The sequence below is a fragment of the Aggregatimonas sangjinii genome, assembly GCF_005943945.1.
Classification (GTDB): Bacteria; Bacteroidota; Bacteroidia; order Flavobacteriales; family Flavobacteriaceae; genus Pelagihabitans; species Pelagihabitans sangjinii.
On record NZ_CP040710.1, the window covers coordinates 3,974,068 to 3,999,286 of the forward strand.

The 25,219-nt window shown below is 41.2% G+C and carries 17 protein-coding genes; all 17 read right to left on the reverse strand.

Annotated features, from left to right (window positions below):
- Nucleotides 1-249 precede the first annotated feature (249 nt).
- Entirely contained in the window at nucleotides 250-1,257 is a 1,008-nt protein-coding gene (locus tag FGM00_RS16625; protein ID WP_138853993.1) for a heparin lyase I family protein, read from the reverse strand.
- Between the two features lie 188 nt (nucleotides 1,258-1,445).
- Nucleotides 1,446-2,414, reverse strand: coding sequence for a heparin lyase I family protein (locus tag FGM00_RS16630; RefSeq protein WP_175416259.1), 969 nt, complete (start codon nucleotides 2,412-2,414; stop codon nucleotides 1,446-1,448).
- A 37-nt stretch (nucleotides 2,415-2,451) separates the two neighbouring features.
- Nucleotides 2,452-3,561, reverse strand: a complete 1,110-nt coding sequence (locus FGM00_RS16635) for a glycosyltransferase family 4 protein (protein ID WP_138853995.1) — start codon at nucleotides 3,559-3,561, stop codon at nucleotides 2,452-2,454.
- 114 nt (nucleotides 3,562-3,675) lie between these two features.
- Nucleotides 3,676-4,776, reverse strand: a complete 1,101-nt coding sequence (locus FGM00_RS16640) for a glycosyltransferase (RefSeq protein WP_138853996.1) — start codon at nucleotides 4,774-4,776, stop codon at nucleotides 3,676-3,678.
- 103 nt (nucleotides 4,777-4,879) lie between these two features.
- The gene (locus tag FGM00_RS16645; protein ID WP_138853997.1) at nucleotides 4,880-6,013 is read right to left on the reverse strand and encodes a glycosyltransferase; all 1,134 of its coding nucleotides are present in this window, start codon (nucleotides 6,011-6,013) and stop codon (nucleotides 4,880-4,882) included.
- 18 nt (nucleotides 6,014-6,031) lie between these two features.
- Nucleotides 6,032-7,243 (reverse strand): glycosyltransferase, encoded by a 1,212-nt coding sequence (locus tag FGM00_RS16650; protein ID WP_138853998.1) that lies wholly within the window; start codon nucleotides 7,241-7,243, stop codon nucleotides 6,032-6,034.
- A 75-nt stretch (nucleotides 7,244-7,318) separates the two neighbouring features.
- Entirely contained in the window at nucleotides 7,319-8,680 is a 1,362-nt protein-coding gene (locus FGM00_RS16655; RefSeq protein WP_138853999.1) for a lipopolysaccharide biosynthesis protein, read from the reverse strand.
- A 40-nt stretch (nucleotides 8,681-8,720) separates the two neighbouring features.
- Nucleotides 8,721-10,088, reverse strand: a complete 1,368-nt coding sequence (locus FGM00_RS16660; RefSeq protein WP_138854000.1) for an O-antigen ligase family protein — start codon at nucleotides 10,086-10,088, stop codon at nucleotides 8,721-8,723.
- 71 nt (nucleotides 10,089-10,159) lie between these two features.
- Nucleotides 10,160-12,553 (reverse strand): GumC family protein, encoded by a 2,394-nt coding sequence (locus FGM00_RS16665; RefSeq protein WP_138854001.1) that lies wholly within the window; start codon nucleotides 12,551-12,553, stop codon nucleotides 10,160-10,162.
- Between the two features lie 171 nt (nucleotides 12,554-12,724).
- Complete coding sequence (locus tag FGM00_RS16670) at nucleotides 12,725-13,396, reverse strand: polysaccharide biosynthesis/export family protein (RefSeq protein ID WP_175416260.1); 672 nt, start codon at nucleotides 13,394-13,396, stop codon at nucleotides 12,725-12,727.
- Between the two features lie 336 nt (nucleotides 13,397-13,732).
- Nucleotides 13,733-15,124 carry an exopolysaccharide biosynthesis polyprenyl glycosylphosphotransferase gene (locus FGM00_RS16675; RefSeq protein ID WP_138854003.1) on the reverse strand — a complete coding sequence of 464 codons (1,392 nt, stop codon included), beginning with the start codon at nucleotides 15,122-15,124 and terminating at the stop codon, nucleotides 13,733-13,735.
- 784 nt (nucleotides 15,125-15,908) lie between these two features.
- On the reverse strand, nucleotides 15,909-16,472 hold the full coding sequence (locus FGM00_RS16680; protein ID WP_138854004.1) for an NAD(P)-dependent oxidoreductase: 564 nt from the start codon (nucleotides 16,470-16,472) through the stop codon (nucleotides 15,909-15,911).
- Between the two features lie 56 nt (nucleotides 16,473-16,528).
- The gene (gene aspS, locus FGM00_RS16685) at nucleotides 16,529-18,277 is read right to left on the reverse strand and encodes an aspartate--tRNA ligase (RefSeq protein ID WP_138854005.1); all 1,749 of its coding nucleotides are present in this window, start codon (nucleotides 18,275-18,277) and stop codon (nucleotides 16,529-16,531) included.
- 109 nt (nucleotides 18,278-18,386) lie between these two features.
- Nucleotides 18,387-21,947 (reverse strand): efflux RND transporter permease subunit, encoded by a 3,561-nt coding sequence (locus FGM00_RS16690; RefSeq protein WP_138854006.1) that lies wholly within the window; start codon nucleotides 21,945-21,947, stop codon nucleotides 18,387-18,389.
- 77 nt (nucleotides 21,948-22,024) lie between these two features.
- The gene (locus FGM00_RS16695; RefSeq protein ID WP_138854007.1) at nucleotides 22,025-23,191 is read right to left on the reverse strand and encodes an efflux RND transporter periplasmic adaptor subunit; all 1,167 of its coding nucleotides are present in this window, start codon (nucleotides 23,189-23,191) and stop codon (nucleotides 22,025-22,027) included.
- Between the two features lie 28 nt (nucleotides 23,192-23,219).
- Nucleotides 23,220-24,563, reverse strand: coding sequence for a TolC family protein (locus FGM00_RS16700; RefSeq protein WP_138854008.1), 1,344 nt, complete (start codon nucleotides 24,561-24,563; stop codon nucleotides 23,220-23,222).
- Nucleotides 24,564-25,169 (reverse strand): TetR/AcrR family transcriptional regulator, encoded by a 606-nt coding sequence (locus FGM00_RS16705; protein ID WP_138854009.1) that lies wholly within the window; start codon nucleotides 25,167-25,169, stop codon nucleotides 24,564-24,566.
- Nucleotides 25,170-25,219: the final 50 nt, after the last annotated feature.

The window sequence follows — 25,219 nt, forward strand, 5'->3', positions numbered from 1 at the left end:
TAAAATGTAAAAAGCTTTATGATAATATGGCTATATCATCAGGAAAGGTGCATTGAAATTCCAAAACAAGCAGCCTTTCAGGCGTTTAAGCCTACACTTTCATTATCGGACGAAAATGTGATTGGTGTATTTCTACATATAACTTGAAATAGTTCGCGGCCCCAATTCACTATTTATGAAAATTTTAAAACTAACCCATGCTTAGCACCTCAACCCTAATGCTATCTTAGATAGAATAGGCCCAATTCTTCAATCCGGTTCTACGAGGGTATATGCATTTGCTCCATATTGCGAGTCGCTGGGTTTCCTAGTAACTATTCGCAATGTCCCCATGTACGTCTCTAACACGGAAATACCCTGTTCCTGTGAATCTACAACACTACTTTCATTTGCCCATTTCCATTTATAGATTCCCCATTTTGCATTGCCTCCGTATGGGGCACTCGCTTGAATGGTTCTTGACTGTACGTCGTGCACTTTTACATCATCAATCCAGATTTGCACTAGACCGTTAGTATCATCTCCCCAAACCACATGAGCTACAATTTTAAGTTTTTGACCGGCTATCGGATAAACACCCGTGGGATAGTATTGATTCGAACTAGAACTGTTCGCAGCATTGACCAGAGTAATCTCCCCTGTATTGAATTGTCCATCGCCACTGGTTACCCAAAGTGAAATCAAGGGCTTCTCGCCTACGAGACCATTATGGCATTGAAACATTATCCATGGGGTTCTAGCATCTGCTATGTAAGCAGGCCCAAATTCATAGGTCCATCCGAACCACTCCTCAGTTCCTTGAGGATGCTGTATTCGAAAAGGTGCGGTACTAACCTCCGCTCGCATATTATAACTTCTCCCACACCAACTCTCCGGAGTTGGTGTGGTCGGATTTACGGTAAATTTCAATCGGTCACCAGCTATACTCACCTGTTTTTCGTAGCATTCCGAATTGGTCTTGAGCTCATCATTACTGAATAAAACACCTTTGGCTTCAGTATATTCGGGAATTGTAATCGTATCCCAACACCAGATTTTGGCTTTGGCTTCATCCGCTTTTCCTCCACCAGAACCACAATCGATGTTCCCGACTTCCGCAACGGGAGGTTTTTCTTCCCCTACTTGCGATTTTTTTTCCGTTTCAATTTGCTCAGCAGCGATTTGTGCATCTTTACTGCAGGAAAGAACCATTATAAGAGAGATGCCTATTAAACATAGAAGATTGATTTGCCATCTGGCAGGTCGTAGGTCGATCATAAGCTGACTATTGAATTTGGGACTTCAATTTTAATCGGCAACTAATTATGCCACCGTCTTAAAATGAAGAGTGGGAATACTACCACTGATTAAGACACATGATACCGCATACATTTCAACATGTTACCAGGATAGCGACTTTTTACATGTTGGTAAAACAGTCTTAAAAAAACAGTAAAAAAATGATTTTATTGTGGCATTACGGTAGAATAAGCGTTTTTACCGTATGCGGGATGGTCGGGTGTTCTTGTAATCATACGCAAAGGTCCCATTGAAGTTTGAAGCTTGGTAACCCCTTTTTGCCGGGATTTTTTCACGTCATCGGCGTTGGCCCATCGCCATTTGTAGATACCCCATTTTGCATTACCACCCCAAGGATACTTGTCAAAGACAGTAGCGACTTGTCGATCATAGACCGAAACACCGTTCAACCAAATCTGAAGCAGGCCGTTCGCCGCATCGTCCCATACGGCATGAATAACAATATTTAGGGTTTCGCCTGCCTCGGGAATAATTCCGGTAGGTTGGTATTCCGTATTGTTTGCTGTATTGACCACATAGATTTCCCCTGCCTCATGACCATTGAACTGATTTTTTTTTATGACCCAAAGTGCCATTTGTGGAGCTACATTTTGTATGCCGGGATGTACCTGAAAGAATAGCCAAGGGGTCTCTTTATCTATGATATAGTCGCTTCCGAACGTATAGCTCCAACCAAACCACTCTTCAGTCCCTTTTTTGTGATTTACATGCCAAGGGACGGTCCTTATCTCGGCGCGCATATTAAAATTCTTAGCACACCATTTTCCTGGTGGTGGGCTTGAGGGATCAAGACTGAATACCAACTGACCATTTACGATTGTAACTTGTCTTTCGTCGCATTCCGAATCAACTTTTAATTGTCCGTCACTAAATGCTACCCCCTGTTGCCCCGTATATTCAGGTATGTTGACATCACTCCAACACCAAACCTTCAATCCACTATCGTTTGCAAGGCCACCAGAGGTTCTGCAGCCAACACTGTCTACGATTCCAGAAGTATACGCAATTTCCCCGTGGGGAAGAGGTGTACCTACAACCCCATAGATCAGTACTATTAAGAGCATACTTAAAATAATGCCAATACTATTTTTAGCAATGGATTTTGGTAGCTTCATTTTGACAAATTGTACCGAAAGCATCGGGAAGCGCTACTTAGAGGCGGTCATAGAGAGATTTATATTCTAGTATAATTTTATCCCAAGTATAGTGGGCGAAAACTTTATCTCTTGCCAGTCCTCCTAATCTTTCGAATTCCTTTTTATTATTTTCAAGCCAAATTAGCTTGTCAGCCAAATCACGAACATTCTTATTTTCAAAAAACAGCATTTCTTTATCGCAGAATACCTGCTTATTCTCAGGAATGTCACTTGCTAATACTGCTTTTCCGGTGCTTGCCACCTCAAGTAACATTATCGACATACCTTCAATTTCAGATGGAAATACGAAATATTCACATCTTCTGACCAACTGCAATAAGGCTGATAGCGGACTCACATATCCCAAATAACTAACATTCAATCCTTTCCCTAACTTTCGTACATTTTTCATATACGGTGGATCAAAATCAAGTTCTCCTGCAACAAAGATATTCCCCTTATAATTAATTTTCTTGTAGGCTGATAACAAGGTGTGTAATCCTTTCGTACTCATAATCCTCCTTGCCGCAAAAAGAACGAACGGCTTATCGGACGGGACATCTTTCGGCCAAAAATTCGCGATAGCGCCATTAGACTCCTCCAAAAGATTGATACCATTAGGAATAAATACAACATTTACACCATATTTCGACTCATAGGATTCGGCAAGTGGTTTTGATATCGCCGTTTTCACACCATTGAACCTAAGAAAACGCTTTTCGTTCATCTTAAAAAACGACTTGGCGATACCACCCCAAACGCCGTCTTTGTAGGGGACTCCATGAACAGTAGCGATTACCTTTGCCTTTTTTTGAATTCCTTTTAGAAAAAAGAAGCTATCTATCTTATGAGCATGAACGATATCGTATTTCCCCTTGAACCTGATATGCATGTAACAAATAAAGTAATATAAAAACACGCCTAAGGCACCTAGTTTAATCCGTGGGAACTCAACAACCTTTACTCCCTCGATATGGTTTTGTGCCAACTTGTTTTTGTAACAATATATGGTAATATCATATTCATCGACCATGTTCAAGATCAAATTCTCGGCTACACGACTAGTACCTCCCCGAGAAGGAAAGTATTTAATTCCAAAAAAAGCAATCTTCTTTTTCTTTTTCATTCGAGTTGCTCGTCCGTTTTTCTATTCCTAAGGGCTGCATTGACCATTTTTCTCTTTTCTACACAGTCTATCCAGACTACCCTTTCACTCAATCGTTTTTAGGAACTATCTTAATTAGGCTAACAGCCTTTTATACAAATTATGATATTCAGTAGTCATTTTCTCCAATCCAAACACTGACGTAATTCTGTTTTTAGCTTTAACACCCATTTGATCGGCTTCGTTTTTGCTTTCCAATAAATAATTTACTTTATCGGCTAGTGCTCTTGGTGAATCAGGAGGAATCAAAAATCCAGTCTTCATGTCTTCTACGATTTCATTCGTACCACCTCCGGTAGTGGCTACTGTAGGTTTTCCTAAGGCCATATATTCAAGTATGGCGTTCGAGATGCCTTCGCCATGAACTTTGGTATTGGTCGCCAACACCCCAATATCAAAAATATTAACAATCGATTCTATATCGTTCTGTACCCCGGTAAAAATAAAAAGCGGAGTGTACTCAGGTGGTATTAGCTTCTTGCATTTCTCAAGATTAGGCCCCTCACCAATGGCAAGAAAGGTAATATCGTTGCGCGTTTCAAATAAAATCAACGCGGCATTAATCAAGGTTTCAAAATCCTTTTTGTCGGTAAAGCTCGCCACCATACCAATTACGTATGGAGTTTTTATATGAAACCTTTTCCTAATCGCTACAGCATCTTTGAGATTGGACAACCTTTCGACTCCAAACCCGTTATAAATACACACTGCTTTCTCCTTCGGAACTTTATAGGCCTTTAAGCCAGCCCAAGAATTTCCTAAAATAACTTCCGAAAATGGAAAGGTAAGCCTGGCCCTAAAATATTGTTTATTGAAAAAACCCATATTAATCGGGGCATTTACAATATTCGCATTAATAAGTTTTACACGAAGTAACACCGATGAAGGTATCGCCCAGATAGTAGACATGGTGCCCCAACTGTGCATTAAGTCGGGTTTCCAATTGCGACAAAATTCAAAAAGTCTATAGAATACAACCGGATTTTTCTTTGGTACTCGTTTTAATATTTTAACGGGAATACCAAAGTCGAATATCTCGGTATAATGAATTTTATCCGAAAAAACCACCACGGCAAGCTCAACATCCTCAAAATCGCTGAAACCCTTGACCAACTCAACCAGTCTCCTCTCCCTCCCTCCCGAGGTAAGGCTTTCGATAAGCAAGAGTATCTTCATTTTATTCAATAAGTCTTTATCAGATTAATTTTTTCGGATAAGGAATCAGGATTGCCAAAAGGCTTTTTGGAATTTCAACTTTTGCAACTGTAGAGAGACTTGACTAAGATACGTTCGTTTCGCCATAGTGGACTTCGCCGTTACGTGTTTGTATTGAACTACTATTCTCAATCAACTTCAAGTATTTCTTTTGAAACGTTGCAAAGCTAAAATTTTTGGCAAGATGTGTATGACTGGCGTTACCCATCTGTATTCGTAGTTCTGGAGATTGAATCAGTTTTTTTAAAAAATTCGCCAAAGCAATTGCATCGTGAATTGGCGTGATAAAACCATTTTTTTGATGAAGTACTAAACGGGCGTTATCCCCAGCATCAGTAGCCACCAAAGGCAGGGCACAATTCATAGCCTCCATAATGGCATTGGAAACTCCCTCAAAAGACGAAGTACACAAGTATACATCGGAATCATCAAGCATTCCGTATATGTCCGAGGCATCGGTTACAACCTTAACTTGATTTTCAAGTTCACGGGCTTTTATGTCGGTCATAATCTTCTCCTTTTCGGGCCCTTGACCCACAATGGTGTAGGTGAAGCTATACCCCTCATCTAATATTCCCTTAAGATGGGCAATGCACTTTAGGGCGGTAGCATATTCTTTTTGGGGAACCAGCCTTCCTAAACTAATTATGTGAACCGGTCCTACCCCTACGTGCTTTCGCTCAACGTATGGCCTGATGTCGATACCATTGGAAATTACAAACACCTTTTTCTTAAAACCAAAATCGATAGCGGAACGATAAGCGGCAAAGTTGTTGGCTATGGTATAGTTCAATAAATAATTGTTCACCAACTTTAAAGCGATAAATTTAGCGTTGGCCATATAACTGTTTCTAATACCCCCGAAAACAAGCGGAACTCCTGCCAACTTGCCACAGATGGAGGAGAGCAAAGTGTCAGTAGGCAGAAAAGAAAAAATAATATCTATTTGTTGCCGTTTTAAAAAGCGCATCAACCCGAAAGGTCTTTTAAGCGGGTTCTTTGCCAAATACACATGATTTAGTTGCTCTTCTTCTATAAATGTAAGTCGAGGCCTGTAGAGAGGACCCGGATTTAGAATAACAACTGTTACGGAGTGATAAGGACTTAAGGCCTTCGCCAATAAAAGGCACTGTTTTTCAGCACCTCCGGGACCGAGGGAATTGATTGTAATACAGATTTTCTTTCGTTTCTTGCTCATTCCCTAAATCTCGTTGATTTATTGCTGTCGTGATAAGTTCTTGGTAAAAGTCAATAATTTTTGGCCGAGTACTTTGTAATCGAACTCGGCAAGGCCAAGACGGTAGCCGTTTTTTCCTATTTCCTTAGCCTTTTCGGGATTTTCCAAAACAAATTTCATTTTTTCAGCAAAGTTCCCAACCTCATAGTCACTGGCCACCAATGCCGTCTTACCGTCTTCGAAATAGGTCTGTATCTCCCCAAAGTTGGTCGTAACGACCGGATTTCCCGATGCGAGGTATTCCCCGATCTTGTGCGGAAACCTCGAGGCATCTTGTACGGTATCCCGCAATGGTATCAACAAAGCGATCGCATTGGTATACAATTGAACAAGTTGTTCGTATGGAATATTCGAATAGAGTTTAATGGGCTGCGTCTTAAAACGCGTATTGATTTCGTCCTGAAAACGAGCAGTCTCTTCTCGACTCTCCCCGCTTACGATCATATACAATTTCGCATTCTCATCATCTGAGATACTACTATAGGCGTCGATGATGAAATCGATTACCTCGCGATACGAAATGCTACCACAGTACAAAAAGTATTCTTCCGATGGGGTTTTCTGAACGTCGAATATATCAAAATCACAGATTACCGGGATTTTTAAACAGGGCTTATTTGGTGAAGTACCATGATAATAATTTTTAAGTTTATCACTTATGGGCAATGCACCATCAAATAACCTAATGACCCATTTTTCATTTATATAATCATTTATCCGCTTTAGGAAACCATTGCGATGTTGCATTGAAGAAGCCATTTCGACAAAATTCAATACAATCGGAAAATCGAAATAAGCGGCAAATAACAAGTACCTCAAAACATGTAAGATCTTTCTGTTCGAAAGTATCGCCATCGTAATCGGTTGTTGTTTTTTAAGATTCCTTAGGTATGTAAATTCCCCATAAACTCCTCGTATTTTTTGAATGTTTCTCTTTACGAAGCCCTTTGGCTTGTGCACAGCTTTTGAGGTATAGATATAGTCTATCCCTTCAAAATTACCCCTGTAATTGAAATTTGGATGTTCGCCGACGTTCCAAGAGCCTTTCCTGCAGATAATAGTCGTCTTGACATTTTCATGTAGCAACGATTTCGCCATAAGGGTCATGCGTTGTACTGAAGCCAGACCGTAAGGAAATCTTGCTTCCCCTAAGAAAACAACATGTTTATCGCTATTCGTATTTATCTTCAAATCGATTAAGGACTTTTAAATAATATTGTGAAATTCCTATCAAATCTTAATTCAATCCGCTACAGTCCAGTATATTTATTTTGCCCAAATGCCGTGTTCTTTTTTAGCTAATATCTTATTAACTTGAATAGGAGCTATTACCGCTAAAGGCACCAAGCTGGTAATGGTACCAAGAACAATCCCCACTACTCCCAGTTCCAATACTCTAACATAAAAGATAGAAGCAGGAATATTGATGCATGCGGCGAAGAGATAGGCGTACATTTGAAGCCTAACCTTACCCGTCCCGTTCAGGACAATACTATAAATATTGATCCAGGTAACCAAACAAACTGAAATTGCTACAGCTATTGAAACCGTAATAGGTATTTCGAGATTTTCTTGCAACCAAAATTTATATACAATTGGTGAGATTGAAACCATTATCGTTGCAAGTATTAAAGTAACAAACCAAACTTTTAGCACCACACGTAGTGACTTGCGCATCCACACCACATCGCCTTTTACATAAGCTTCGGTATTGGATGGCCATAATTGATTGTTAATGATTACAAATAACATCATAAAAATGGACAAGTATTTATAAGCAGCTTCATACTGCGGAACACCCGCCACCGAAACAAAGCTTGCAATTAAAATATTGTTGGTCTGATGAATGATTAACAATGAAATTTTGATAAGGAAAAACTTGATTCCTAGGGAGAACAAATCCTTGAAATATTCCATGCGCACATACTTGAAATAAGGTCTGTACTTTTTAAATTTGGTCCTAAAAAAATACAATCCAACCATCAAAGGAACCAACGCGAAAGTTAATGCCTTCGCAGACCCAAAAAGCAATAAGGAATCCGGTGTTATAAAAGGAATAATGATGATGAGTACGAGAAATGAAAGCTTGGTAAGGAAGGTAAAGTATTCGACATATGCCATTTTCTGCATGGCATAGAATATCTCGTAAATATTACTGGTAACAAAGCGTACACCAAAGGCGACGATAATAATGGCGCCAAGAATTTCAACCTCGTCTATCAGTTCCGCAGGAATATTAAGCCAACTTGTCCAAGGCAAAGTAAAATTTAGGATAAGTAATACAACGGTTAAAAGTATCACTATAGATCCCAAGACAAAATAAGCGGTACTTACATATAGTACGGCCTTCTCATCATCTTCGCGAGCAACGGCCTCGCCGAACTTATTTCTCAGGCCCAGGCCAATTCCGATATTAAAATTGAGGAACCAGTCTATAATGGAAAGAAGGGTTAAAAATATCCCAAATTTTACAGCTCCTAAATAATCTAGTGACAACGGGAAATATATAAACCCTATCAATATCCCAAGACCCTTAATAACAACCGTTAGCAAGATATTCTTCTTGGCCCGCTTTGATCTGGCGTTCCCTTTTGTTAATACCCCTTTTAACTTTTCAATTATTTTCATATTCTAAACCGGGGATACACTATAAAACATATCGATTGACTCAAGAAATTATTTTTTTAGACGTGTGATTGATTCCCATGCCCATTCCTATATGAATAGCATATAACAGAGAAATATAGGACAAGAACAAAAATGTGTTGGTCAGGTTACCTATCATGAATATGATACCCACCAGAAAAGGAACTACGAAATAAATATTATCCTTTAGACGGGTCGAATAGTACACGACTGATAATATGACAAATAGGCTAAAGCATGCTAATGCTGGAATACCATATTCAAAAAGAACGGAAAAATATCCACTATGAATACTACCAGTGGTAGCGGTCGCCCTATCCCTATCCCTTGTAATCCTTAGCAAATTGGTATAATATACTTCATTTGTGAGCCCTCCGTACCCAAATAAAGGTTTTTTTCCAATATTCTCAATAACCATTGTATAATACCCTTGTCGGCCTCCTGGAGAATCGGCAAGCCGTTCTTTAACCACAGCGCTGTTCATAATATCTTGGTAGTAAAAAATCGATGTCGATAAAAGTATCGCTAGAAAAAACAATCCCGCCAAGGCCAGTTTTTGAATTGCAATTTTGTTGATGTACACGACATAAATGAACAGTACCAATGCCAATATAATCCAACTCATCCTCTGAAAAGAGGATAAAACACCCAGAGAGAATAAACTGACCAAGCTTATCCTAAGAACCTTATTCTTTATTGAAACTAACGCCCAAGAAATTGCGATAATTAAATAATAGGCATTGTAATATTCGGTATTGAAGATACCATTTGACCGAACGGCATCTCCAAATGCCGGGCGGAAATCTCCGATTCTCAAGAAATATGAATTGACCCCCAACTGAATTAAACTTACAGTACTTGAAACAATAGCCCCGATAATCATCGATTTACCAATAACTTTATAGGAAGGAACGTCTGCCATCAAACGAAATGCAATGATTATCACTAAAAATGCAAACGATTCCAATATCGTTTTAAGGGCATCGGGTACATCAAGCTCCGAAATGTTCATGCCAATAGAAACTATGAGAAGAAAAATATAAGCGAAGAGCATTACTTGAAACCATGGAACTCTTCCGTTCGAGAAGTCTGTTGGCCTGTTTTTTTTAAAAAAACTCTTTCTTAGGATAAAAAATGACAGTAAAAGGAAAATAAAACGTTCCGGTTGTATTTCGAAAAAACTAATTCCAGGAATTTTTATGGTAAGTAACTGATTGATATTACCCGTCAACAGATAAAAACAAATAAAAAACAGCTCCCATTTATACTTAGACTTGCTTTTCCTAATCAAGTATAAAGCAGTAGCAGCAGCGAATATGAAATAAAGATAGAAATGGCTTAAGTGCACCTTGCCCATTTCAAACTCAAAATAATCCGCAAAATCGTTCATGAAAAAAGTGGTCTAATTTCTTAGAAAATATATTTCGGGAAGTTCACCCGTATTAATCTAGATAGGCTAGTCTATATCGATAACGTGTCATTGACCAATTGCTTCTCTTGGTTAAGACCATATTTATGCCCATACCCGTATTTATGGTTTTCTTTTAATGCACCGTTGAAAACGATAAAACTTTTCTTTTCCGTACCATGTGATGCGATTTCCTCTAAGTCCTGCAAGAATTTCATTCTGGCAATATTTCGGCGCACCACAAATAGATTCACATCGATAAAATCAGATAGCGTTAAAAAATCGGAGACCAAGCCTACGGCAGGGGTATCCATGATAATATAATCGTAGGTACCTTTTAGCGATTCAACGAGTTGTTTTAGTTTCGGCCCTGAGAGCAATTCATGTACATTGCCCTTAGCCACAGAAGTAGGCAAGAATTCCAGATTACCGACTTCTTCATGCGCCCGAATGATATCGTTGGGCGATAAAATATCGCCTTGTAAATATTCCGTTAGTCCTTTTCCTTTAACTGCGTGAAAACCCTTCACCAAACCTGGCTTTCGCATATCGGTATCGATAATCAGCACCTTTTTACCTGCTTCTGCCAAGGTAATCCCTAAATTGATGGAGGTATACGTCTTGCCTTCTCCCGGCATAATCGAGGTTATACCTAGTACACAGGGTACTTTTGTTCCCAAAAGACTCAATTTCGTACTCAAGTCCCTAAAAGACTCTTTAAGTTTCCAAAGAGAAATATCGGAATCCTTTGCATCATGCTGTACGATCGCACTTAAGATAGGAATATCGGAGCGCTCCTGAATCTGCTCAACGTCCTCTATGATATCCTTGGGTGAAAAGATGGCAATCCACCCCATAGGTAGCAAGAGGCCCAAGGTAATCGCCAATACCATTAAAAGTTTCTTTTGTGGGGATACCGGTCCGTTACCTACCATTCTGGCAGCGTCCAACACCCTAGTATCCGAAGTGCTTTCCGCACGAGCAATACCCGTTTTCGCCAATTCTTGGTTCAGATAATTGAAAAGGTCGGCATACAAATTACTTTTTCTTTCAATGGTAAGCAGCTGATTCTCCTGTGTTGGCAACGTATTAATTTGCGTGTTAAAATTGGCCATCTGAGAATTCACCCGTTGCAAGGCGAATCTTGACGACTGCACGGCGTTCCGTAGGTTGTTCAACAAAAGATCGGTCGATTCTTTAATTTGATCATCTAAAATGCTCATTACCTCGCTTTCACTGGTCACGAAAAACTTCTTTTTCGATTTTTCGGCATACAGCCGCTGGAGTTCAATAATATTCTGATTGAGCAAGGGATCATTGATACCGGTAGCCGAAGGTATCACGAAATCGTCATTATCCCGGTTGTCGATGACATCCTGAATCAGGGTATTGTAATACTTGATATCGAGTCTGATTTTGGCTCCTTCAACCTGTAGGTCTTGGGTCTGGTTTAAGGCATTGGTCGCGGTAGCGCCTAAATTTATGGCCTGTTCATTTTTTTTAAAGGACTCCATACTGCTCTCGACCTTAGCTAACGAATCGGAAATTATGCTCAGTTGATTGCGAATAAAGTCTTCTTTGGTAGAAGCGATTTTGTTTCGGGAAGTCAACTTTTCCTGTATATAATTATCCGTAAGCTTCGTAAGAAAGTCTTTTTCCTTACCCACTTTCGACCCTGCGGAGACGATTTTTAAAATACTGGCCTGAATGTCGATATTATTGACATCCAACTCTTCTACGTAGTGCGCAGCGACATCGTCTAGGTTATGCGCCACAAAGCTAAACCCATCACCTCCAAAGTCATCCATATTGACGACGTAGGCGGGTTTTTCCAGCTCAAAGGTAAAATACTCATGCACAACCTCTTCCCCAAAGTCAAACTCCTCTGAGAATGCAAATGCTCGCTCTACGAGACGTACCGAACCGTTGGTAGGATTAGACACCGTAAATTCATCGGTATCGATGGTAAGACGGTACCTATCGTCATTTAGAAGTACTATTTCAAAGGGAACTTCATAAATCTGCGGTTTGTCTCTCTTTAAGTTTACCTTAAAGGGAATAAAATCGTAACGCTCTTCGTCTCTTATTAGCCCATTGGAAAAATAGGATACATCAAAATCAAGATCTTCTACGGTTTGACGAATGAGACTGAACGATTTTATGATACCGACCTCGTTGTACAGGTTTTTCTCTACTTCAATAAGGCCTACGCCACCTTCTACGTATTTACTATCGCCCAGGGCACGATTACTCCCTGACGAGTCGATCAATATTGAAGTCGATACCTCATAACGTGGTACGGTAATAGCAATGTATAGCAATGCAAGTGCTACAAACGTGCAAATGCTCACTAAAAAAAGCCATTTGTATTTGAACATTTTTTTTAAGAACGCCTTCAGATTAACCTCTTGTCGCGCGTTAAAAGTACCTGTCTTCTCCTGTCTCATTCTGCTCTAATTAGTTTGTTTTAGTACGCTAAGCGCACAAAACCGCTATTTCTTATTTTAGATGATATACAATCGTTCTTACGTTGGGCAACCCCGTTTAACCATTGGTGCTACATCGAGCAATTTTGGCCAACATTGATAAGTCGCATTTACTTAATAGGTAATTCAGGTTTAATTCGAAGTGAAATTTAAAATCAATACCGTTGTCGATATGGCAGATAACACCAAAGTCAATATCCCAAGATTGTTATTTGCCAAATTGGGCTTTGAGGTTTCTACATAGATTACATCGTTCGGATGTAAAAAATAATAAGGCGAGTTGATAATGTCCGGGCCGGTCAAATCGAGATTCACGACTCGAGATACATCACCCTCTTGGCGAATCAATTTTACATCTTTACGCTTGGCGGATAAATTCATATCCCCGGCCGCGCTGAGCGCCTCAAAAACGGTAACTTGCGCATTGTAGATGTAATTCGTGCCCGGATTCTTTACGTCTCCCAGTACCGATACTTTGAAACTGGTAAGCTTTACCGAGACAACAGCATTCAACAGGTATTTATCTATCTCGCGCTGCACAAGGTCTTTTATTTCCTCTACGGTAAGATCGCTGACTTTAAGTGCCCCGACAATAGCCAGATTGATCATTCCCTCCGAGTTGACGGTATAACCTGTGAGGAAAAAGGAAGCAGGATTTGCCTGTAAATTTCTGTTTTCCTGGGTGGTTGTATTAAAGAAAACGGCTTGTTCCGGGTCTCTACTTTGAACCTGAATATTTAAAATGTCGTTAGGCTGTACCGCATATTTGGTCATCTGAAGCGGTATGGTCGTTTCAGCATCCATATTTTGCAAATAATTAACTCCCTTTGTTGTATAACAAGAGGATAGCATCAGCATTAACAAAACAGGGAACACTTTTCCTACTATTCCTAGGAATTGACATACTTTGAAATTTTTTGATTTCCCATATATTTTCAGAGTAGGGTTATTTTTCATATTAAAGCTTTTTTATATTCCAGTTATTTTTGATCCTAGCAACCTTAAGTAGCCAGTTGGTCTTGATGTATACTTCATATGCCCGATTGGTTTTACCAAAAAATTATGGCCTTTAAATCTTATTTTTATGTCGTTTTCTTTCAAAATGTAAAAGCGACGAATAACAATTTTTAATCGCATCCATTAAAATGCTTTCTTATGGTGATTCCCGAACACCGTGAGAAAAATAATCTTAATATCCAGCCAAAAATTCCAATTTTCAATATACCATAGGTCGTGGCGTACCCTTTCATTTTTCTGCTCCTTGGTTACGGTCGGCCCTCGCCACCCATTAACCTGTGCCCATCCAGAAATTCCCGGCTTAACGTAGCTACGTACCATATAGTCATTTACGGATTTCCTAAACGTATCTTGTAATTTAATCCGATGCGGTCTTGGCCCTACAACGCTCATCTCACCTTTCAGAACATTCCAGAATTGTGGAAGTTCATCGAAGTCGATTTTTCGTAAAACCTTACCTACACGGGTAATCCTAGGGTCATTGACGACCGTTGATTTTGTACCGTTTACAGGGTCCTCGCATACACGCATGGTCCTAAACTTATAACACCTGAAGGTTCGTCCCGCTTCGCCCTTTCGCAAAGGGGTATAAAATATGGGACCCCCCGATTCGAGGTAGATCAACACGGCTACCAATAGAAAAATAGGGAAACCAAGCACCAATGCGGAAAATGAGAAACAGACGTCGAAAATACGTTTTAAGAGGTTTTGACTATAGGAGTCCAGTTTGGATTGACGCAACCTATACAGGGCCATATCACCAATAACGAAGGCTTTGCAGTTTTTTGACATTAACAGAGGGTTCGACGGCATTAATTTAACGCGTACCCCAAAGCTATCGCAGATGCCTATCGTCTCTTCTATATTGTCTTGTTTCAATCCGGCTGAAGCAATAAAAACTTCATCAATATCATTTTCACTCAAAACAAAGGAGAGCGTGTTTAAATTACCGACAATACTCAGATTCGATTCATTCTCGATTTCGTCTTTATCCGCATCGAGATAGCCCATGGTATTGTATCCATATTGCGCCACTACGTCCGAGAATTTTCGCAATCGACTAGGATTATAATTTAAACCTACAATCAGCACGTTCGAGAAAAAATGGGCGCCTTTTTTTTTGAGATACTTCAAGATATACTTTCGACTAACCAGATTTACATAACTGAAAATAAAGATCGGGGCTATAAAAGTCGAACGGTTCAAAAAGTCGATCCTCAACAATATAATCAAGGTGATTACAAATCCCACAAAGAAAAAAAGGCAATTGATAAGGCTTTTAAGAGAGTTATAGCCTGTATTAAAATAGAAATCATTATCCCTTATAAAAGATATTATCAACAACCAGCTTACATTATAAATAATAACCAGGAATCCAATATTTAATAATGAAGTAGAATTATACAATGACAATTCGGGATGTCTAATGAGTACATACACTATCAAAACCAAGTTCAATAGCACGAACTCATAAGCCAGTAAATTGATTAGAATAAATCTATTTTTCGAATTCATATAGCGCAATTAGCAAACAATCAACTATGGCGTTCTCGAACCATAATTGAAACAAAATATCAACGGGTTGTCATTGACAATTCAAATCATTTAGCACAGCTCCCAGTTTAAGGAAGAGCGCTAGCACAAGTCATTAGAAGGTTGCAGTTTGTGAAGATTCAGGGGAACGAATAAATTTAAGTAAAATGTGCAATATTCATATTTATGAAACATTAGGGTTCATACTCCCAAAAATGAATGGCGAAAATATTCTTTTTAACACTGAAAAACAACGATTTTTATTACTAAACATTCAATTATTGTTATGATTTCCCCTTTATCTTGAGCACTCTAAAAACCTACATATTTCCGATGCGCTACTACCTTTTTTTGACATATTCGTAAGATTAAAAGGATTTTATGAGGTATACGCTAGCAGCCTTTAAAGTCAACCGCCTATTCTTCAAAACCAATCTTTACTTCGTGCGAAATTATGCTAACAATATGGTGAACACGGGCGAATTTAGGTTTTAAACCAAGCTATGCCTTACTTAATTAGATTAAGTACCAAAAAATAAGGTATGCAACAAAGAACTCGGGAAAGTGTGTAAAAGCGACCGGCTCTTTAGCATATTATAGCTACGAATTCTCGGCAAACTCTCCCTTTTAATTTTGCTATCGCCCGTAAGAGACAAAACTAGATGAGCTAGTCTTGCTCAATCTTTTGAAATGACCACCTTTTTACCTAAAAGATTGTTTTTTGTTAAAGCATCCACCATATATTGGGCCACTGCGCTTCTGTTGATCAACAATCCGGCTTGGGAAAATTTTGAATACTTTCGATTATTTTTTGGTCTTTTCTGCCGTTGGTCAAACCCACGGGTCGGACAATTGTCCATTCCATAGCAGATTTTTCCAATAGTGCTTCCTGTCTTTCGTGGTCTCGATAGGCATATTTGATATTACTGAAATCAATCATCCATCGAAACCAAAAAGGAATGTCTTTTCGCGTATCGGCCACACCCCAGGCAGAGCAGGAAACGATTCTTTTAATCCCATTTTTATTGGCAACCGAGATTACATTGGCCATTGTTTTGGAAAGAAATTCTTTTGGAGTTCTTAAAGGTGCGAAGGGGAAATCGGAGGTGCGCGAAATATTGAGAGCGCTTACTATTGCCGAACAACCCTGAAGGGCATGTTGCACGTCTGTCGTAATAGTGGTTGAACCTTCTATTCTATTCAGATTTGGCTTGGCCGCAATCCTATCCACATCACGCACCAAACAATTCACTTGGTAACCCTGGGCAAGGGCATACGCGACAATTCGCTTTCCTGTCCTGCCCGTTGCTCCCAAAACAAGAATTCTCATACCCTCAAATTGGTCTTATTTCTTACGTCTTTCAGCGCTACGCGCTTCTAGCTTTTTCAAATATCCAACTTCAACTTCAACTCCTTCAGCTGCTCGGGATCAATAGGCGCCGGCGCATCGATCATGACATCGCGACCACTATTGTTTTTTGGGAAGGCGATAAAATCGCGTATGGTTTCCTGTCCACCGAGAATGGCGACCAAACGATCGAGACCAAAGGCGATACCGCCGTGTGGGGGAGCACCGTATTGAAAAGCATCCATCAAAAAGCCGAATTGCGCTTTGGCTTCCTCGGGAGTAAAGCCCAAGTGTTTGAACATCGTACTTTGTATCTCCCTATCATGAATACGAATGGAACCGCCACCAATCTCGTTTCCGTTCAACACCAAGTCGTAAGCATTGGCGCGAACGGCTCCTGGATTCGAATCCAATAGTTCGAGTTGTCCCGGTTTAGGGGAAGTAAACGGGTGGTGCATGGCGTGATAATGGCCTGTCTCTTCATCCAATTCCAATAATGGAAAATCGATAACCCACAAGGGCGCGAATTCTTTAGGATTTCTTAAACCAAGGCGCGTTGCCATTTCCATACGCAAGGCGCTCAATTGTGCTCTTACTTTATTGGTATCTCCCGAAAGCACGCAAATCAAATCACCCGCTTTGGCACCGGTAACTTCGGCCCATTTGGATAAATCTTCTTGGTCGTAGAATTTGTCGACCGATGATTTAAAGCTTCCGTCTTCGTTACATCTGCAATATACCATTCCCAAGGCTCCAACTTGTGGGCGTTTGACCCAGTCGGTCAACTTGTCGATTTCCTTTCGAGTATAGCTATTTCCGCCAGGGATGGCAATACCAACCACCAATTCCGCTTTATTGAACACATTGAAATCTTTGTGCTGTGCCACCGCGTTCAGCTCGCCGAATTCCATTCCAAAACGAATGTCGGGTTTGTCGTTACCGTAGCGCTCCATCGCTTCGTCAAAGGTCATTCTCGGAAAATTATCGACCTCAACGCCTTTAATTTCCTTCAACAAATGCGTGGTCAACCCTTCGAAAGCATTCAGGATATCTTCTTGCTCTACAAAGGCCAATTCACAATCGATCTGTGTAAATTCCGGTTGTCTGTCCGCGCGCAGGTCTTCGTCACGAAAACATTTAACGATTTGAAAATATTTGTCCAACCCCCCGACCATTAGCAATTGCTTAAAGGTCTGCGGAGATTGGGGCAAAGCATAGAACTGCCCTTCGTTCATACGGCTCGGCACGACAAAATCGCGAGCGCCTTCAGGGGTCGATTTGATCAAATACGGTGTTTCAACCTCAATAAAGCCCTTATTGGAAAGGTACTTTCGCACTTCCATAGTTACCTTGCTCCTAAAAATCAAGCTATCTTTAACTGGGTTTCTACGAATGTCGAGGTATCTATATTTCATACGAATATCTTCGCCGCCGTCCGTCTCATCCTCAATGGTAAAAGGTGGGGTTCTCGATTCATTCAATACCCTGAGTTCTTCGACCAAAACCTCTACATTTCCTGTGGGCATGTTCGGGTTCTTCGATGCCCTTTCGATGACAACACCCTTGATCTGCACTACGAATTCGCGGCCCAAACGTCTAGCTTGCTCGATAAGTTCGGGTGAGGTGCGGTCTTCATCAAAAACGAGCTGTGTAATGCCATAGCGGTCTCGAAGATCGACCCAAGTCACAAAACCCTTATCGCGGGTTTTGTGCACCCATCCCGAAAGGGTGACTTTTTGATTGATGTGTATTTCGCGTAATTCTCCGCAGGTATGGCTTCTGTACATGATGTGGCTACAATTTTAAGGGGCAAATTTAAGAAGTATTCAGCAGTAATCGGGATAAAAAAAAGAATCCCCGAAATTTCGGGGATTCTTTTAATAAGTGCGTTACCTATTAATCCGCAGTTCCCGTTTTCGGGAGTAGATCATATTCGGGATTTTCTATCAAAGTTTCTTTTTTATCTTTGGTATCCGATTTTCGCCAGCTTCTTACCCTTGTTTTAATACGGTAGGTAATATTGAATAGTACCGGTACGATAATCAGTGTTAAGAAGGTCGCCACGATCAATCCGAAAATCACCGTCCATGCCAAGGGACCCCAAAACACCACGTTGTCCCCTCCGAAATATATTTTCGGATCAAACTCGGTAAAGAGAGAGAAGAAATCGATGTTCAACCCGATGGCCAAGGGAATCAGCCCCAACACCGTGGTGATTGCCGTAAGAATCACGGGACGCAACCTGGCCTTTCCACTTTGGGTAATCACTTTGGTCACTTCGGGCATCGTCAACAGGTCTTTGTCATCCATATTCAGTTCTAACTTTTTACGGTCGATGAGGATTTGGGTGTAATCTAAAAGTACAACCCCATTATTTACAACGATTCCCGCAAGGGAAATAATCCCCATCATGGTCATCATAATGACAAAAGACCAACCGGTAATCATCAATCCGCCAAAAACGCCTATAAAGCTCAGGAAGATGGCAATCATGATGATTAAGGGTTTTGAAATGCTTCCGAATTGAAAAATCAAAATCAGCATAATCAAGGCCAAGCCGCCGAAAAAGGCACCGACCAAAAAGGCCATCTGTTTATTCTGCTCTTCGATTTCTCCGGTGTAATCCACTTTAACGGATTCGGGAATGCCTTTGAAATTCTCCATTTCCTTCCGAACGTTATCCACAACTTGGGCCGGGTTTCCGCCCGCCGTTAGTCCTGAATAAACGGTAACCACACGATTCCCGTTGCGGTGTTTTATCGAGCTAAAACCAGAGGAATTACGTCGAGAGGCTACCGCGGATACCGGTATTTCCTTTATCTGTCCCGATGCCTGGTCCCTAAAGATGATGTTTTGGTTGAACAGCGCATTTTGATCGAATCGCAAATCGTTATTAAAACGTACGTTGATGTCGTAATCCTCGCCATCTTGCTTGAAAACCCCTGCTTTTTCCCCGAACAACGAACGCCTCAATTGATTCCCTACCTGGCCCACGGCAACACCTAATTCCCCCGCCTTTTCGCGATCAACGACCACCTGCATTGACGGTTTGCTCTTGTTCACATTGATTTTCAATTCTTCGATAAAAGAGATATTCTTGCTATTGAGGTAGTTGCGAATATTTTCAGCCGTATTGATGAGCTCGTCATAATCCTTGCCTTGCAACTCGATATTAACGGGATATCCGGCCGGTGGTCCTTCGGCGAGCTTTTCCACGGAAATGGAAACCCCGGGATAGATTCCTGTGAGATCGGCCTGAATCGCCCCTCTCAGTTCTTCGGTGTCTAGTCCGTTTCGGTACTTGAATTCCCGCATGGAAACCGTAACTTTACCTCTATGGGGCATTTCGGATGCCGAACCACCATCGGTTTGGGGGTTCCCGGCACCTTCGCCGACTTGGGAAACCGCCGATTCTACCAAATAATTGTAATCAGCATTCTTTTTATACTTGTCACGTGCTATAACAGCATACACCCGCTCTTCAATAGCTTTGGTAATTTTATTGGTCTTTTCAATGGAAGTGCCCTCGGGATACTCGATGTACACATACACCTCATTCGGACTATTCTCAGGAAAGAACTCGATTTTGGTTCTTCCAGCGCCGATAGACATACCGAACAATACGAAGGTCACGACCAATAGTAAAACAGTGACCCCAAAATACCAATAGACATTCCCTCCCCGCAGGGCATGCCTGATACGGCGTTCGTACCAATTCTCAAAACGCGGCATTACCTTGTTCTGAAAACGATTGGCCGCTCCTTTAATAGCATATTTATAGGCCCAGAACATCAGGGCCGTAAATATCATCACGGTTCCCAGCCCTCGTACCGCTCCCCCAACGAACAGAATCAACAATCCAAGTCCGCCTAAAATAGCCGTAGTCCTAATCAGTCCTTTTTTACTAATTTCCTTATCTCCGATTTCCATATACTGGGAGACCAGCATCGAATTCATAAAGAGCGCCACAAATAAGGATGAGCCCAATACCACCGATAACGTTACTGGAAAATATATCATAAACTGCCCGAAAAGCCCCGGCCAAAGCCCAAGGGGAACGAAGGCAGCGACGGTAGTCACGGTCGAAATGATAATCGGGTAGGCAATTTCACCGATGCCTTTTTTAGCGGCCTCGGTACGTGACATGCCCTCACTCATGAGCCGATAGACATTTTCTACTACCACGATACCATTATCGACCAACATCCCCAGTCCCATGATCATTCCGAAAAGTACCATGGTATTTAGCGTGAAGCTGAGACTATCGATTACAACGCCAAGCGTATTCAACACAAAGAACGAAATGAACATAGACATCGGAATCGCAAAGCCCACAAAGAGTGCGTTGCGAAACCCGAGAAAGAACATTAAAACGGTAACTACCAAAATGATTCCGAAAATGATACTGTTCACCAAGTCATCAACTTGGTTCAAGGTACGATCTGAAGAATCGTTCGCGATGGAAATATTCAAGTCCGCAGGATAATATTCACTTTGGGCTTTCTTGACCAACTCTCTAATTTGTTGTGTAGCTTCAATGGTATTGGTACCGGAACGTTTCTTGATGTCTAACATAACCACGCTTTCCCCGAATTCCCGTGCAAAGGTGGTTTTTTCCTCTTCGTCGAATGTAACGGTAGCAATATCTTTAAGATATACCGCACCGTTCTCCGATTTCACTACAAAATTTTGAAGTTCCTTAGGGTTCTCAATCTCCCCCAGAACGCGAATCGTTCTTCGCTGTTCGCTTGTTTTGATATTTCCGGCAGACATGGTCATGTTACCATTGCCGATCGCGCTAATGACATCCTGAAAGCTGACTTTCGCCGCCATCATTTTATAAACATCTACGGCGACCTCAACCTCTTTCTTTTGAGCACCACGAATATCTACTTCCTTGATTTGCGGTAAATTTTCGATTTCATCCTCTAAATACTCTGCATATTCCTTCAGTTTTTCCACTGGATAATCCCCCGTAAAATTCACGTTCATTATCGGGAATGATTCCGCTAGATTCAAATCGAAAATATTCGGTTCTACCTTGGCCCCATTGAACGTAGGCCAATCTTCACTTGCCTTTTCACTATCGACCTCATCCTTTACTTTTTGCTTTGCCTGCTCTACGGTAATATCTTCGTCGAATTCCACCGTTATAATGGAGTAATCTTCTTGCGAGGTAGACGTAGTCTCGACAACATTGCTCACGTTTTTCAAGCGATCTTCCAAAGGATCGGTGATCAATCGTTCAATATCTTCCGCGGTGTTTCCGGGATAGGGCGTACTTACATAAACCTTGGTCTCGACGATTTCGGGATAATCCTCCCTAGGCATGGACTGATAGGCTTGAAAACCTACCCACAACAAAATAGCTATCATCACAAAAATCACAGACGGATTGTCTATGGCCCATGATGCTATTTTAAATTCCTTATCCGCGTTCTTTTTTTGTTTGCTCATGATAGTTTGTAGTTTTTAGAATTAGCTGTTCGTGATTGCCAGCCCTTGCAGATTTTACGCTGCAGTATACGCCCTATTTATTGATTTAGTATTTGCACTTTTTGACCCTCTTTTACCGTTCTTGCGCCTTCTTTAATAAGGAGGTCGCCGTCGCTGATTCCGGTAAGCGCCTCAACCATACTGCCTTGCGTTTTTCCCGTTTTAATGATGCGTCTTTTGGCCACTGCCTTGTCACCATCCGGTTCAACGGCCACATAAACGTATTGTTCCCCTTCCGCGTTTTCAGATATGATTCCTTGCGGAATCAAAATAGCGCTGTCACTACTGTAATCATTTAGACTCACACGTGCCGTAAGGTTCGGCTTGATGTTCCCTTTTTTATTGGGAACGGGTATCTCGACACTAAAAGCACGATTGCTCGGATTTATAAAGTTTCCGGTCTGCCGTATTTCGGAAATGACAGTATCTCCCAAGACAGGAAAATAGACTTTAGCCTCTTTCCCTTTGGAGATGTTACCCAGATTATTTTCGGGTACATCTACGGTAATATACATGTCGGAAAGATTAACGATCCTGAACACCTCGGCACCCGGACCAGGGGCCACTACCGTTCCTTGGTCTTTGATCACATCATCTATAATTCCCGAGAAGGGCGCCCTGATATTCGACTTGCCCAATTGGCTTTGTGCTTGCTGTACCGCATTCTGAGTAGCCTCGTAGTTCGATTTTGCCTGTAAAAATTGTATCTCAGATCCGATTTTTTGGTCCCATAAACGCTTTTGACGCTCAAACGTGGTCTTTGCCAGTGCAGCTTGTGTTTTCAATTGGGATACTTGACTTCCCATACCGCCATCATCTATCGAGGCTAACAACTGCCCCTTGGTAACCCGCTGGCCCTCCTTCACATAAACCCGCTGCAGCGTACCGGCCATTTCAGGATAAATCAATACGTTTTGCTTGGTTTTCACATCACCTTGCAACTCCAAAAAGTGGTCGAATTTTTCACTTTTGGCCGCTAGGGTGGTGACCAATGGTAGTTTCTCCTCACCCGACTTTGCCGCAATTACGGAGTCTAGTAATTTAAGATCATTCTCGTAAGCCTTTTGCTGATCGGCAATTTCAGTTTTCTTGGCACGAATGGCCTCTAAATCTCCAGAAGCGATCAAATCGGAAACCGATTGCTCTCCTCCGCCACAGGCGGAAAATAGAATACCAGCAGTTAAAATGTATAGGTTTTTTTTCATGATGAAAAAAGTTTATAGATTGATGTAATTAATTATTTAAAATAGTTTCCAATTCTGTTTTCTTATTGATGACTTCTACCATCGATTGCAGGTAGCCTTGTTGTGCATCATACAATTGCGTTTGGGCCTGGCGCAGCTCAAAACTGCTTGCGAGCCCCTCGGAATACTTAATCTGATTCTTATTCTCGATACGCTCAGCAAGGCTCAGGTTATCCTTTGCGGTCTCATACTGTTCTATGGCCAAGGTATAATCGCTTTTCGCCCTTTTCGTCTGTAGCCGTATTTGCTGTTCTGCTTCGGAAAGCTGGGTTTTTGCTTTTTCCAGCGCCAATTTGGCCCGTTTGGTGCCCGCGCCGCGAAGGCCCGAACTAAAAATGGGAATGGTCAAATCAACCCCCCAAATCGAAGAATCGAACCACTGCTGGTCGCCGTTGAAAAAATTGAAATTATCAGCAAAGGCCGAAGTGCCGTAATTGATAAAGGTATTCAATGAGGGCAAGGCCTTGCTCTTGGCCAATTTCCATTCGAAAAAACGTTGCTCATTCAAATTTAAGGCCAATTTGTAATCGACATTATTTTCGATATTCAACTCCGCATCAAGCAAGTCTAAATCTGTCTGGAGTAGGACCAGTTGATCAAGGTTCTGCTCTAGCTTTGTGGGCGCGTCAATATCGATACCCATAACCAAGTTCAACAGCCTGCGCGTTATGTCGCTTAATCGAATGGCGTTTTTTAACTGATTGTCGATATTCGAAGTGGTGATTTGCAATTGTTCTACACTTTCCTCATCGCCGAGACCATTTTCGAACAATTTTCGGGTCTCGAAGAGGTTCTTTTCTAGATTGATTTTGTTTTTTTCCAGAATAGCAATACTTTCTTCCGCCAACAAAACGTTACCATAGGCTTCGGTGACCGCTTTTCGGACTTCCAAATCGGTCTTTTCCTGATTGTTGGCGCTGTAGCTTAAGAATGACTTGGTCGCCTGAACCCCCACGATATAGGAACCGTCGAAAATTTGCTGTCTTAAGGTGGCCGTCGCGGTCATTTGCTGTGGTTGGCCAAAAACTACCTCCTCAAAAGTACCCGGCTCACCCCCAAAGATTTCAGCGGGGATTACGGAAACAGGTTGTTTCAATTGGTTCTGATACCCTACCGCACCACTAACTTGGGGTAGTCCGCTTGCGATAACCTCCCATTTCTGCTTTCGCGCGTCGATCACATCCCGGTCAGCGTTAATCGCGCTATAGTTATTTTCGAGTGCAAAAGCTATCGCCTCCTCTAGCGTAAAACTATTGGTTCCTTCGACTACTTCTTGCGAATGACCGAAATGACCTAATACCAGTATGGCAAGAATGAATAAAAAATGTCGCATTTATTCTTGATTTGAATTGATGATTGTATTTAAAATTTTTCTTCCCTCCGGGGTAACGATTCCGCGGAGATGATATTCTAGATAATCGTCCATTAGTTTGCTTATCGGAAACTGCTCCAATGGAAAAAATTGTTGATCCTTAATGCTATTCACTCCTGAAAAATAAATCCGGGAAACAAATTCGGCGTTTAAGTTCTCCCTATAAATTCCCAAGGCGATACCCTTTTTTACATTTTCCAAAACACAGTCCTGCATGACCTCATACTGTTTATGACGAAGCACATCGTGCACTTTTGGATAATATTTTTGCAATTGATATTGGGGAGAGGATTTTTCGTCTTTCAAATGCCTCATGACGAACTTCTTGATTTCATATAATTCCTCGATCGGGTTCTTTTGAAGCTCGCGAATATGATCGATTCCGTTCGAAATGATATCGAACACATACATGGTACTGTCCTCTACCAGATGCGTTTTGTTTTCGTAATGTGCATAAATGGTTTTTTTAGAAATTCCCATTTTATTGGCGATATCATCCATAGTAACGCTCTTGAAACCATAGTTCAAAAACATATCCGTCGCCTTTTCCAGTATTTTTTCCTTCATAATCAGGCGACAAATATAGACTAGGAAACTTTAAAAACATTAAAAGTTTC